This window comes from Bradyrhizobium sp. UFLA05-153, from assembly GCF_054185185.1.
This window is the reverse complement of the sequence record NZ_JBBIAM010000114.1, coordinates 18,289-29,605: the sequence shown is the minus strand read 5'-3', so window position 1 is coordinate 29,605 and position 11,317 is coordinate 18,289. Positions and strand designations below refer to the sequence as shown.

Annotated in this window: 13 protein-coding genes; 5 read left to right on the top strand and 8 right to left on the bottom strand. The window is 63.9% G+C overall.

Going from position 1 to position 11,317, the window contains the following annotated elements:
- Positions 1 to 181 precede the first annotated feature (181 nt).
- The 4 genes from Q2941_RS40740 to minC all read right to left on the bottom strand — a co-directional run bounded on the left by Q2941_RS40740 (position 182) and on the right by minC (position 2,393).
- Positions 182 to 367 carry a hypothetical protein gene (locus Q2941_RS40740; protein ID WP_027526773.1) on the bottom strand — a complete coding sequence of 62 codons (186 nt, stop codon included), beginning with the start codon at positions 365 to 367 and terminating at the stop codon, positions 182 to 184.
- 215 nt (positions 368 to 582) lie between these two features.
- Entirely contained in the window at positions 583 to 864 is a 282-nt protein-coding gene (gene minE, locus Q2941_RS40735) for a cell division topological specificity factor MinE (protein WP_027526772.1), read from the bottom strand.
- On the bottom strand, positions 861 to 1,676 hold the full coding sequence (gene minD / locus Q2941_RS40730) for a septum site-determining protein MinD (RefSeq protein WP_027526771.1): 816 nt from the start codon (positions 1,674 to 1,676) through the stop codon (positions 861 to 863). The genes minE and minD overlap by 4 nt, the downstream gene beginning before the upstream one ends.
- A gap of 21 nt (positions 1,677 to 1,697) precedes the next feature.
- The gene (gene minC / locus Q2941_RS40725; protein WP_027526770.1) at positions 1,698 to 2,393 is read right to left on the bottom strand and encodes a septum site-determining protein MinC; all 696 of its coding nucleotides are present in this window, start codon (positions 2,391 to 2,393) and stop codon (positions 1,698 to 1,700) included.
- 421 nt (positions 2,394 to 2,814) lie between these two features.
- On the opposite strand from minC, the gene Q2941_RS40720 reads away from it, so the two are divergent.
- Positions 2,815 to 3,804 carry a phosphotransferase enzyme family protein gene (locus Q2941_RS40720; protein WP_027526769.1) on the top strand — a complete coding sequence of 330 codons (990 nt, stop codon included), beginning with the start codon at positions 2,815 to 2,817 and terminating at the stop codon, positions 3,802 to 3,804.
- Between the two features lie 7 nt (positions 3,805 to 3,811).
- On the opposite strand, the gene Q2941_RS40715 is transcribed toward Q2941_RS40720, so the two are convergent.
- Both Q2941_RS40715 and Q2941_RS40710 read right to left on the bottom strand, forming a co-directional pair.
- Positions 3,812 to 4,069, bottom strand: coding sequence for a hypothetical protein (locus Q2941_RS40715; RefSeq protein ID WP_027526768.1), 258 nt, complete (start codon positions 4,067 to 4,069; stop codon positions 3,812 to 3,814).
- Between the two features lie 67 nt (positions 4,070 to 4,136).
- Positions 4,137 to 5,165: a DUF2778 domain-containing protein gene (locus Q2941_RS40710; protein WP_458196010.1), complete on the bottom strand. Its 1,029-nt coding sequence runs from the start codon at positions 5,163 to 5,165 to the stop codon at positions 4,137 to 4,139.
- A 139-nt stretch (positions 5,166 to 5,304) separates the two neighbouring features.
- On the opposite strand from Q2941_RS40710, the gene Q2941_RS40705 reads away from it, so the two are divergent.
- Complete coding sequence (locus Q2941_RS40705; protein ID WP_027526766.1) at positions 5,305 to 5,745, top strand: DUF1810 domain-containing protein; 441 nt, start codon at positions 5,305 to 5,307, stop codon at positions 5,743 to 5,745.
- Between the two features lie 97 nt (positions 5,746 to 5,842).
- Positions 5,843 to 7,927 (top strand): methyl-accepting chemotaxis protein, encoded by a 2,085-nt coding sequence (locus Q2941_RS40700; protein WP_458196009.1) that lies wholly within the window; start codon positions 5,843 to 5,845, stop codon positions 7,925 to 7,927.
- Positions 7,928 to 7,929: 2 nt separating this feature from the next.
- On the opposite strand, the gene Q2941_RS40695 is transcribed toward Q2941_RS40700, so the two are convergent.
- Positions 7,930 to 8,520, bottom strand: a complete 591-nt coding sequence (locus Q2941_RS40695; RefSeq protein WP_027526764.1) for an NADPH-dependent FMN reductase — start codon at positions 8,518 to 8,520, stop codon at positions 7,930 to 7,932.
- 61 nt (positions 8,521 to 8,581) lie between these two features.
- Positions 8,582 to 9,505 carry an AraC family transcriptional regulator gene (locus Q2941_RS40690; RefSeq protein WP_371260543.1) on the bottom strand — a complete coding sequence of 308 codons (924 nt, stop codon included), beginning with the start codon at positions 9,503 to 9,505 and terminating at the stop codon, positions 8,582 to 8,584.
- A gap of 287 nt (positions 9,506 to 9,792) precedes the next feature.
- Here Q2941_RS40690 and Q2941_RS40685 point away from each other — a divergent pair, with 287 nt between their 5' ends.
- Both Q2941_RS40685 and Q2941_RS40680 read left to right on the top strand, forming a co-directional pair.
- Positions 9,793 to 10,932 (top strand): DUF2336 domain-containing protein, encoded by a 1,140-nt coding sequence (locus Q2941_RS40685; protein WP_254112252.1) that lies wholly within the window; start codon positions 9,793 to 9,795, stop codon positions 10,930 to 10,932.
- Positions 10,929 to 11,261 carry a PilZ domain-containing protein gene (locus tag Q2941_RS40680; RefSeq protein WP_027526761.1) on the top strand — a complete coding sequence of 111 codons (333 nt, stop codon included), beginning with the start codon at positions 10,929 to 10,931 and terminating at the stop codon, positions 11,259 to 11,261. The genes Q2941_RS40685 and Q2941_RS40680 overlap by 4 nt, the downstream gene beginning before the upstream one ends.
- Positions 11,262 to 11,317 lie beyond the last annotated feature (56 nt).

The following is an 11,317-nucleotide window of genomic DNA, read 5'->3' as shown; positions in this document are numbered from 1 at the left end:
TCTCCTTGGAACACTGAAGCTTCGCAACCTCAGCTTCCTCGGTTCAGACCAGATGGACAACCTCCTGACAGGCCACAACTAGAGCATGATCCGGAAAAGTGTGAAACGGTTTTCCGAAAAGATCATGCTCAAACAAAAAAACTAAAGCGCGATGAGCGCTTGAGGCGACCGCCGCGTCAGCTCAGCTATGGTGCGGGCCTTTCATGATCTTCATGGCGTCCTCGATGTGGCGCCACTCCTTCGCCTCCTCGGCCTCGCCGCGGCTCTCGCAGGCCTGCGCCTGCTGGGCGGCCTGAGCAATCGCAGCAAAGCCGTGCTTCTCGAGCATCTGACGCGCGATGGTATGGACCTGGACCTCGGACATCATGGGCGCTCTCCCGGTTGACGCATCGCAGCCGCGGCGTAGACGCCGCCACGACCTCTAACAAACGGCCGAGCGTAAGCCGGGTTCCCGCGCGTCACATCACGTCGGCAGGCCCGGGAATTTGAAGGGCTCGGCCTTGCGAACGCAACAAAGGCAGCCCGCTGTCGCCAGCGGACTGCCTTTTCATCCACCCCAAGTTAGACGACTCCGCCGGGCCCCTACCCGACCGCCACCCGCTTGCGCTCGACATCGTTGGGCACCTCGATGTCGACCTCGAGCGTCGAGACTTCGTCCCCGCGCTCCAGCCGCACGATCACCTTGGTCGGGTCGAGCTTGACGTGTTTCGAGACGACGGCGAGGATTTCCTCACGCAGCACGCTCAGCAGATCGGGCTGGCCGCGCAGCCCGCGTTCATGCGCAAGCAGGATCTGCAACCGCTCGCGCGCGACCGGAGCGGTGGCCTTGTTGCCGCGGAGAAGCCGGAGCAGACCCATGCTCATGCTGCCCTCCGTCGCAGGAGGCGATCCATGAAGCCTTTTTTCTCGGCAGGCACTGTCATCCGAATGCTTTCGCCGCACAACCGCTTCGCCGCGTCCATGTAGGCCCGCGCTGGCGCGCCGTCCGCATTGGACAGCGTCACGGGCGTACCGACGTTGGAGGCCTTCAGCACGTCCTGGCTCTCCGGGATGATGCCGAGCAGCGGCGTTGCGAGTATCTCGAGGATGTCGTCGATGTTCAGCATCTCGCCGCGCGATGCACGCGAGGAATCGTAGCGCGTGATCAGGACGTGCTTTTCGACGCGCTCGCCCTTCTCGGCCCGCACCGTCTTGGAGTCGAGCATGCCGATGATGCGGTCGGAGTCGCGCACCGAGGAGACCTCCGGGTTTGTGACGATCACGGCCTCATCGGCAAAGCGCATCGCCATGGATGCGCCGCGCTCGATTCCGGCGGGGCTGTCGCAGATCACCCAGTCGAACCGGCTGCGCAGATCGGCGATGACGGCGCGAACGCCCTCCTCGGTCAACGCGTCCTTGTCGCGGGTTTGCGATGCCGGCAGCAGCCAGAGGTTCTCCAGCCGCTTGTCGCGGATCAGGGCCTGCGGGAGCTTTGCAACCCCCTGCACCACGTTGATGAGGTCGAACACCACGCGCCGCTCGGCGCCCATCACGAGGTCAAGGTTGCGCAAGCCAACGTCGAAATCGACCACCACGACCTTGTCGCCGCGCTGCGCCAGCGCCGCCCCCAAGGCTGCGGTCGTCGTGGTCTTGCCGACCCCGCCCTTGCCTGATGTCACGACCAGTACCTTACTCATCTGAAATCTCTCCTTTGCTGGTCAGTTCAGTGCTGTAATTCGCATGGTATTCCCCTGCAGCCAGGCCTGCGCCGGCTTGCCGCGCAAGGAGGCGTCGATGTCGTCCGCAGTCTGGTAAAATCCATCAATTGCAAGCAGTTCAGCCTCGATCTTCTGACAATAGATACGCGCGGAGGAGTGGCCGTTGACGCCGGCCATGGCGCGCCCGCGCAGCGCGCCGTAGACGTGGATGGAGCCGCCTGCGACGACCTCGGCCCCGGAGCCGACCGAGCCAAGGATCGTCACGTCACCGTCGGGGAAGATCACGGTCTGGCCCGACCGTACGGGGGTTTCGAGCAGCAGCGAGCTCGGCTGCTTCGTGACCTCGACCTTCTTCGGCGCGCTCGGCTCGAGCCCGCAAGACCGTCCGCCCGAGAGCAACGGCGGCATGTTCGGCGTAAGCCGCGCCTCCTCCACCCCCTCGAGGCCGAGCACGCGGATCCCGCGCTCCTGGAGGCTTCCGAGCAGATGCGTGATGCCGGACTGGCTGAGATCGACCGAGGACAGGTCGACCACCACCGGCCGACCGGCAAAGAATCCCGGCGAGCGCGCGATCGTGGCGTCGATCTCCTGGAGCCAGTCGACGATCGGAACCGTCGGCACGAAGACGAAGGCGACGTAGGATCGGCCGCGCAGGCGCACCAATTGGCGTTGTGGTCTTGCTGCTGCTGCCTCCATGGCTGCCGACTCGTCCTTGTTATTGAATGGTTAACGATGCGGCGGATTTGGTTAACGGCCGGTTAATTTCCCATTGGGTTACATCTCTCGGAGTGTGCGCCTTGGGCACCGTTCCTGGCCCTACCCGACTGGCGAACTTTTTGATCTGCGGATTATCCGAAGATTCCGGCCTACGAGGGCAGCGGCATGACCAACGACGCAGCGAACTTTGCCTGCGTCGATCCGGGCGGCGATCAAGACTTCTTCGATGACGACGACGGTCGCGGCCAGAACGCGCAGTAATCGTCTCAGTCGCTCACACTACGACAAAGATGCCGCGCTCCATCCAACGCGGCGCGGCATCGCTGTTTTCGAGGCTCCGCCTTCCCTCGCTGAAGAGCCCGCATTAGGATCGCCGCCGGTCTCCGCTTGAGCTTCAGTCTTGGTCGATTTCGAACCCATCTACACGATATCTCCAGCGGAGGCGGTCGCGCGCTTCCTCGCCGAGCGCTATGCGCTGGCAGCGCCCCTTCAGTGCCGCATGGTCAGGCGCGGCTTCAACGACACCTACCGCATCGTTACGGCCAGCGACGAGCGCTACATCTTCCGCTTGTCGCATCATCGCGCACGCGGGGCTGCCGACGTGGGGACGGAAACGGATTTCCTGGCTCACCTCGCCCGATCCGGCGTGCCGGTCGCTGCGGCCGTCCGAACACCTGATGGCGCTCTCTTCGTTCGGGCACAAGCGCGCGAGGGCCAGCGCGAAGGCGTGCTCTTCCATGAACTCCAGGGGCGCGCGCCTGAAGCAACATCCCTTGCCGATGCGCGCGCCAACGGCGTGACACTGGCCAAGCTGCACAACGCCGCGGACTCCTACAGCGCGCCTGCGCCACTTTACAGACTCGATCTCGATCATTTGTTGCGCCGGCCGCTTGCGAGAATCCGCAAGAGCGGACTCTTGGAGGACGCGAGCGCCGAAGCCGCCGATCTCGAGGCCATCGCGACACGAACCACTGAGCGGATCGAAGCCCATAACGAATTGACCTGGACCCATTGTCACGGCGACTGCCACGGCTCCAATGCATTCATCACCGAGGCGGGCGAAGCGGAATTCTTCGATTTCGACGATGGCGGCCCGGGCTATCTTGCCTACGACCTCTCGGTCTTCCTGTGGGCAAAGGTGTCCTTTGGCCGCAAGCTTCACGCTGTGTGGCACGCCTTCGTCGATGGCTATCGAAGCGTTCGTCCCATCACGCAAAGCGATTTCGAGGCCGCGCATGCGTTCGTCATCGTCAGGCACTTCTGGCTGATGGGCGAGTACGCAAGCCGCACGCGGGAATGGGGCACCGAGCTGACCAAGTGGGTCGCCCGCGAGGGTGAATTCCTGAGGGCATGGGAGCGAGAGCAGCTCGACGGTCGACTGCTCTTGTAGATCCGCGCTACAACAGCTTCGCGCTCACGAACAGCGCGCGCACGGCGTTCGTCGCCTGCACGGCAAGCATCGCGTTGTCCGCGGCGCCTTCGAGCGCGGCGACGGCCTCCTCATGGAGCGAACGAAATTCCATCCACTCCATCGAATTGTAGTTGGTGAGGAATTGATAGGCCTGCCCGACGGTCGCGATCGCCAGCGTGTTGCCGTTCAGGCGAATCTTGAACGTCGTGCGCAGCGGAGTGTCGGAGCTGGATGGATCGGTCATGGGCTGCTTCTGCACGAGAACGGCTTAACGAAGGGAAAACGGCCGCCCCCGCCGTTTGTTCAGACTTTTAGGAGTCCGAGGCCGATGCGCGCTGCGACACCGACGTGGCGCCCTTCAGGTTCGGCACCACGATCAGACGGTTGATCTCGCCGTCGTCATAGGCCTTCAGGAAACGATCATAGAACTTGATCGAGACGCAGCCGTTCGAGTCGCCGCGCGGTCCGAGCATGTAGCTGTGCGTGAGCAGCCCGACGCGGCCAAGAGCGCTGGTCCCGTCGACCGGCGTCATTCGCAGCGCGCGCACGCCATGGAACAGCTTTTCGCGCGGCTTCAGCTCGTAGGTCGCCGGTGGGGTCGCGCCAACCATGCGCTGGTCGACATGGTCGGGGTCGTCCATCATGGAGCCCATGCCCGAATGCGCTTCCAGCGCCACGCCGTTCGGCAGGTACACTGCCTTCGCCGAGATGTCGTATACCGCGGTCTGCGAACTGTAGCCGAGCGCGGCGAGGTCAGGCCCCTGGCGGAACAGGCCGCTGTCGGGCGTCAGCGAGGCGAGCCTGATCTTGCCCGGGAACATGTCGGAGAATTTTTGCAGCAGGCTGCGGTTGTCGCCCTTCGGCAGGGAATCGGCGAAGGCCTGGCTGGAGGCGACCTGGGAGGCGAGATCGGCCTGGACCGGGCGCGACCGGGGCATCGGGACGTCAGGCTTCTGCGATGGCGGCGGCGCCGCCTCGGCCACCTGCTTATCGTCTTCGGTCAGGGTCGAGCGCCAGTCGTCACGGACGAGCTGCTGGGCGAGCAGCGCCTTGGCATCGCGGAGCTTGAGTTGGAGCATGCTGACCGCCGAGCGCTCGACGGGGCGTACACTGGCGTCACGCGCCGGCGAACTGGGCTGGAATCGGTCCTCAAAGGATGTCGTTGGGCCGCTGGGCGGCAAAGCGGCAGAGGCAAGCGAGGCGCTGTCGTTGCCACAGGCGATCCAGGCAGCCGCGCCGACCGATAGCGCTACTGCGGCCAAAGACAGCAAAAGTGTTTCCGACCGCCCGATACGGCGGCGCGACAAGAGCTTGTTGGCCCGTGCTGCGTCGGAAACCATCAGATCCCCAAATCGACCCGCTCAACCCCGTCTCGAACCCCTTGGGGTGCCCAACCCCGTCGAGACTCTATAGTAGCTACCACATCAGGAGCCAAAAGTTAGGCATAATCGCGGCCGGGGCGGTAGCTGGAGGCGGTTAATGAGCGATCCTTTTGACCTTAAACGCTTCATTCAGGCCCAGAACGCCATCTATCCGGGGGTCGTCGGGGAGCTTTCGGCTGGGCGGAAGCGCAGCCACTGGATGTGGTTCATCTTCCCGCAAGTGGCGGGACTCGGCTTCAGTGCCATGTCGCAGCGTTATGCCATCGCCTCTCGGGCAGAGGCCGAGGCCTACCTCACCCACCCCGTGCTCGGGCCGCGCCTCGTCGAATGCACGGGCCTCGTGCTCGCGGTGAAGGATCGCAGCATCAACGCGATCCTCGGCGCGCCCGACGACGCCAAGTTCCGCTCATCGATGACGCTGTTCGAAGCCGTATCGGGTGAGGCGATCTTCGGCCAGGCGCTTGCCCGCTATTTTGCCGGCGCGCGCGATGGTGCGACGCTCGAGATCCTTGCCGCAATGGACCGCAGCACGGGCTGACCGGCTGAGGCCTGCGCCTACCATCGTAAACCCCGGATTAAGCGGCCCCGCATATCCTTTGGAGCGATTTTTACCCGCGACCATTGCCGGACAACCCATGAAAATTGGTACGCTTCTGACTGCCGCCATCGTCTCGCTGTCGACCGTCGGCGGCGGACTCGCCGTCTTTGTCGCGGTGACCAAATATCAGACCATGGACCGGGTCGCGGAGGCCCAGAGTCGGCTTCAGATCGTGCGCGCGGTCGGCGATATCCCGCGCTATCTCAATCCCGAGCGCGGCTACGCCACCAACATCCTCTATGGCCCGGCGACGGTCGATCCCGCCATGCGCACCGAGCACGAGAAGCTGCGGAAGCTGACGGATGGCGCCCGCGACAAGATGAACGCGCTGCGCAAGGAGCAGCTTCCCGGCGGTCTCGACGACGGCAACACCATCGCGAGCAGCATCGATGCGCTGAATGCGAAGTTCTCCGCCCTGCGCGAGGCCATCGACAAGGCGATCGACGGGCCGGCCGAGGCCCGCAAGGACGCGGCGCGCAAGATCGTCGCCGACAATGCCGTGTTCAATAACGGCATCACCGCGCTGCTCAACGAGCAGGTTCGCCGCATGGCGATCCTCAATGGTGATGCCTATCGCCAGGCGAGCTACGCCAATATCGCCTGGGCGCTGCGTGACGTCGGCGGCTTCAATGCCAGCCTGTACAAGAACCTCGTCGGCTCCAAGAAGGTGGCGAGCGAGGCCGAGAAGATCGACATCAGCCGCGCGCAGGGCCGCAACGACCAGATCCTGATGTCGCTCCAGGAGTTGCGCGGCAATCCGACGACGCCGGCGAACGTCGCGGCCGCGCTCGAGAAGATGAATGCCGACTATGTCGAGAGCTTTGGCCGCGACCTCAAGCTCATCAAGGACGGCAGCGCGAGCGGCAAATACGACATCGACGTCGACACGTTGTATGCGAGCTCGCAGCGCGGCCTGGGCGCCGTCATCGGCGTGCGCGAGGCCTTCTACGAGAATGCCGAGCAGATCCTCGGCACTGCCTCGGCCGCCGCGCGGCTGAGCTTCATGGTCGCGCTGGCAGGCCTGGCGGCCGTGCTCGTCGCAAGCATCGGCCTGATCGTCATGGTCCGCCGCCGCGTCTGCGCGCCGATCGTCAACCTGACGACGCGGATGTCGCGGCTTGCCGCCGGCGAGATGGCGGACGAAATTCCGGGCGCCGCACGCTCCGACGAGATCGGCGCGATGGCGGCCGCCGTGCAGGTCTTCAAGGACAACATGATCAAGGCCGAGCAGCTCGCGGCCGAGAAGCAGGCCGAGAACGACGGCAAGATGCGGCGGGCCCAGATCCTCGACGAGCTCACCCGCGCCTTCGAGGCCAAGGTCTCCGAGCTCGTCGGCGGCCTGTCCTCGGCGTCGGCCACGATGGAGAGCACGGCGCAGTCGATGACCTCGACGGCGTCCGCGACCAATAGCCAGGCTGCGGTCGTCGCGGCCGCCTCCGAACAGACCTCGACCAACGTGCAGACAGTCGCAAGCGCGACCGAGGAGCTCAGCTCCTCGATCGCCGAGATCGGCCGCCAGGTCGCCCAGTCCACCGAGATCGCGGCGCGCGCCGTCGACAATGCGCGCCGCACCGGTGACACCGCTCGCACCCTTGCCGAGGGCGCGCAGAAGATCGGCGACGTCGTCACGCTGATCCAGAGCATCGCCGAGCAAACCAACCTGCTGGCACTGAACGCGACCATCGAGGCGGCGCGCGCCGGTGACGCCGGCCGCGGCTTTGCCGTAGTCGCCTCCGAGGTCAAATCGCTGGCCGGACAGACCGCGAAGGCCACGACCGAAATCTCTGAGCAGATTTCCGCGATCCAGTCCGCGAGCGACGAGACGATCGCCGCTATCCGCAACGTCGCCGACGTTATTGCCGAGATCGACCAGATCGGCACCGCGATCGCCGCAGCGATCGAGGAGCAAGGTTCGGCGACCAAGGAGATCTCCCGCAGCGTCCAGGAGGCCGCGCGCGGCACCCAGGAGGTCAATTCCAACATCACAGGCGTGCAGCGCGCCGCCGACGATACGGGAGCTGCCGCCAATCAGGTGCTGGGAGCGGCCGAGCAGCTCTCCTCGCAGTCACGCGACCTTGCCGGCCAGGTCAACCGCTTCCTCAGCGAAGTCAGGGCCGCGTAACGTCAGTACGGCGGCTGCTTGCGCGCGCGCTGGGCCTTGGCAGCCTCGACCCACCAGGTGAGATCGTCGGCAAAACGCGGGAACGAGCGTTCCAGCGCCTTGCCGCCCTCGCCCGTCGGCTCGCCCTCGGCCGACAGCGTCTGCGCGATCGGGCCGACCGCGATCGTGCTCGAGATCACCACCATGCCCATTTCCGACAGCGTGCCGTGCCATGCGGTTGCGGCGCGGGCGCCGGAGAAGCGACCGGCGGAGTAGCTGGCGATTGCGGCCGGGCGCCAGAACCACTCCTCGAGAAAATGGTCGGTGAGGTTCTTTAGTCCCGGCTGAATCCCCCAATTGTATTCGCCCGAGACGAACACGAAGCCGTCGGCATCGCGGATCTGCGTCGCCAGCCTCTCGAGTGCCTCCGGCGCCTCCCCTTTGGGATGCTCCTTGTACATGCGGTCGAGCATGGGAAGGCCGACCGCCTTGGCGTCGATCAAGGTGACCTCGTCGCCGCGGCTCCGCAACCCGTCGACGACGAAATGCGCGAGGCGAATGCCCATGCGATCTGAGCGGTAGGAGCCGTAGAAGACGAGGATGCGATTGCCCATGATGGACCCATCTTAGCATGAAGCGTGATGCCGACCTATTCACGAAAGCCGCGACGAAAGGTCAGGCCCTTCGGGCTCGCTCCAGCGTCTGCGACGGCGTTTCGCCGAACTGGTGCCGATAGCTTCTCGAGAAGTCGCTGAGGTGCCAGAAGCCGAAGGCGAGTGCGGCGGCCTTCACGCTCTCGGGGCCCGTCAGCAGTCGTTTGCGCACGAGCCAGAGCCGCCAGAGCCGCAAATAGCGGTGCAGGCTCATGCCGCGATAGCGCTGGACCGCATCGTGCATGCTGCGCACGGACAGGCCAAGCTTGCTGGCCAACTCCTCGCTGTAGATGGGCTGAGCGAGGTCATCCAACAGAAGTGCGCGGATGTCCTGGAATGTCCTGAAGTGCCGCTCGTCGTTGGCCCGTGCGGTCCAGCGCGCCGGAACGACGCCAGCAAACGCCGCATCGATCGCGGCGAGCAGGGATTCCCTCATCGCCGATGCTTTCATCGGCCATTCAACGGCATCGACGGGTTCCGAGGCAGCACTGATCACCTCCCTGATCAGCTTGCGCAGCCAGCTCAGTGTTAGCGCGCTCGTTTCATAGATCCGGAAATTCGCTCTCGTCTCCGGCCAGCCGCGCCCCGTCACCTCCGGCGTGAACATCACCGAGGCGTATTGCCGCTCGACTTCCTCGACCGTGTTGAAGGCAGCACCACCGCCGCCGATGATGATGGCCGCCCGATCCCGCTGCGCTCCGTTGAAACGGATGGGAACCTCGTGATCGTCCATCGTGAAGCCGACCGCGGTGCAGTTCTTCACGAGCTGCGCATCCACGATACGTGGAAAGGATTTCGTGAAATTGACGTCGCAACCCGGCAGATTCAGGATGGTCTGCTCGGCCGCGATCTTCCGCACGAGCGGCGTGAACTCTACGTCAAGGGTTCGTATCGCACTGCGAAATTCATCAACATCGTCAAATCTAAATATCTTTGGCGCCGACATCGGCATCCCAAAATGTCATTCATCGCGAATCAAGAAATCGGTTCAACAACGGTCACCCAATCCGGCCATCAGCTCAACTGTATCTTCGGTTCCGTCGGGAGCGCTTGTCTGAGCGCGCAAAAATAGAAAAAATCCCGCAGTCGCTTTGCCGAATTTCGATATCGATTCAAATTCGGAGGACGGTGCGATGGCACCACCGACAACTCAGCTATAACCGATGTTTAACAACTTTGGCGCGCAATTGATTCCGTAGAAACACAGTCGTTTTTTTGCGGACCAGGCCCGCCATGAATGCCATTTTGCCTGCCGATATTGTTGCCGAGCTCGAGAGCACCATCGCAGGCTGCGCCTATGAGCGCCGCGTCCGCATGCTCCGGCGGACGACCGATCTGCTCGTTGCAGGTCGCGATCGTCTTCAGGAGCCCGAGATCAGTGCGCTGGACCAGGTCCTGCTTCGCATTGCGGAACGCATTGAGCCGAAGGCCCTCGCGCAGCTGAGCATAGCGCTGGTCGATCTGAGTTTGGCACCGAGGGAAACGTCGCGCCGTCTTGCTTTCCATGAAGACCCGATGGTTGCGGGCCCGCTCCTTCTCAAATCGCGCACGATTTCGGCGAATGACCTCGAGACGATTGCAACCTCGCGCGGGGAGCAGCATCTGCTGGCGATCTCAGGAAGGAACCCGGTTGATCCGGCCCTGACGGACATCCTGCTGAAGCGCGGCGGCAAGAATGTCGGTCGCGCGCTGGTGAACAATCCGGGCGCCGCTTTTTCCGCCGCAGGCTATGCCATGCTGATCGCCAGGGCCGAACATGACGGCGAGATCGCGAGGGCGCTGGCATTCCGCCCCGACACGCCCGACAAAATTGTCCGCGGGCTCTTCCCCAGGCTGACGCCGGACGCGAGGGCCACCATACTTGATGCTGCCGCCCCCGCTTTGCGCCATCGGATCGAGACCGTGCTCAGTCCCACACCGGCCGCGGCACGGCCGAAGCTTCCATCATCGATCGACTATGCGGAAGCCCGGCTCTCCGTCGTCGCGCTCAACCGCGTCGGCAAGCTCAACGACTCAACCGTCAACCGCTTCGCGATCCGGGGCGAGGCAGCCAATCTGATCGCCTCGCTCTCGGTGCTGTCGGGTACGCCGATCGACGTGATTGAAAAGATCATCGCAGACGAGGATTGCGAAGCACTGGTCATGGCCTGCCGCGCCTCCCGCCTGAACTGGCAGACGACGCTTGCCATCCTCTGCAATCGCGGCGGCCCGCGCCTTTCCTACGAGCAGCGCGAGCGGGCCCAAAAGCTGTTCGACGAGCTCTATCTTTCAACAAGCCAGTGGGCGGTGCGCTGGGGCGAAATGGCCGCCAGCGGCGGCGCCGTTACTGCTGACAATAACAACAAGCGCGGGAAATCCGGGGGCAGCCGATGAGATTTAACGGTCGCAAAGCACACCGCGTTCGGATGGATCACAAGCAGCCGGTCAATCTGATGGGGGCGGATGGCACCTGGCGCCGCGCCTGCGTGCTGCTCGATGTTTCGGATAGCGGCGCCAAGATCGAGGTTGAAGGAACTCTCGACGTGCTACAAGCGAGGGAATTCTTCATGCTGCTGTCCTCGACGGGCCTCGCCTATCGCCGCTGCGAACTGGTCTGGATCGACGGAACGATGGCAGGGATTCACTTCGTCAAGGCGGGAACCAAGAAAGGGTCAGCGAAAGCCGATAACGAACAAGCGACGCATAAGAACGCGAGCAAGTAGCCGTCGCCGAAAGCCACAGTCGTGCCAAGTTCCAGTTTCGTCGCATCAGTCAGAGC

What these genes read in the sequence shown, in the direction of transcription:
- minC (WP_027526770.1), bottom strand. Translation starts at nt 2,393, where the DNA reads ATGGAGGCAGCAGCAGCAAGACCACAACGCCAATTGGTGCGCCTGCGC.
- Q2941_RS40705 (WP_027526766.1), top strand. Translation starts at nt 5,305, where the DNA reads ATGAGCGATCCTTTTGACCTTAAACGCTTCATTCAGGCCCAGAACGCC.
- Q2941_RS40695 (WP_027526764.1), bottom strand. Translation starts at nt 8,520, where the DNA reads ATGGGCAATCGCATCCTCGTCTTCTACGGCTCCTACCGCTCAGATCGC.
- Q2941_RS40685 (WP_254112252.1), top strand. Translation starts at nt 9,793, where the DNA reads ATGAATGCCATTTTGCCTGCCGATATTGTTGCCGAGCTCGAGAGCACC.
- Q2941_RS40710 (WP_458196010.1), bottom strand. Translation starts at nt 5,165, where the DNA reads ATGGTTTCCGACGCAGCACGGGCCAACAAGCTCTTGTCGCGCCGCCGT.
- Q2941_RS40680 (WP_027526761.1), top strand. Translation starts at nt 10,929, where the DNA reads ATGAGATTTAACGGTCGCAAAGCACACCGCGTTCGGATGGATCACAAG.
- Q2941_RS40715 (WP_027526768.1), bottom strand. Translation starts at nt 4,069, where the DNA reads ATGACCGATCCATCCAGCTCCGACACTCCGCTGCGCACGACGTTCAAG.
- minD (WP_027526771.1), bottom strand. Translation starts at nt 1,676, where the DNA reads ATGAGTAAGGTACTGGTCGTGACATCAGGCAAGGGCGGGGTCGGCAAG.
- minE (WP_027526772.1), bottom strand. Translation starts at nt 864, where the DNA reads ATGAGCATGGGTCTGCTCCGGCTTCTCCGCGGCAACAAGGCCACCGCT.
- Q2941_RS40690 (WP_371260543.1), bottom strand. Translation starts at nt 9,505, where the DNA reads ATGTCGGCGCCAAAGATATTTAGATTTGACGATGTTGATGAATTTCGC.
- Q2941_RS40700 (WP_458196009.1), top strand. Translation starts at nt 5,843, where the DNA reads ATGAAAATTGGTACGCTTCTGACTGCCGCCATCGTCTCGCTGTCGACC.
- Q2941_RS40740 (WP_027526773.1), bottom strand. Translation starts at nt 367, where the DNA reads ATGATGTCCGAGGTCCAGGTCCATACCATCGCGCGTCAGATGCTCGAG.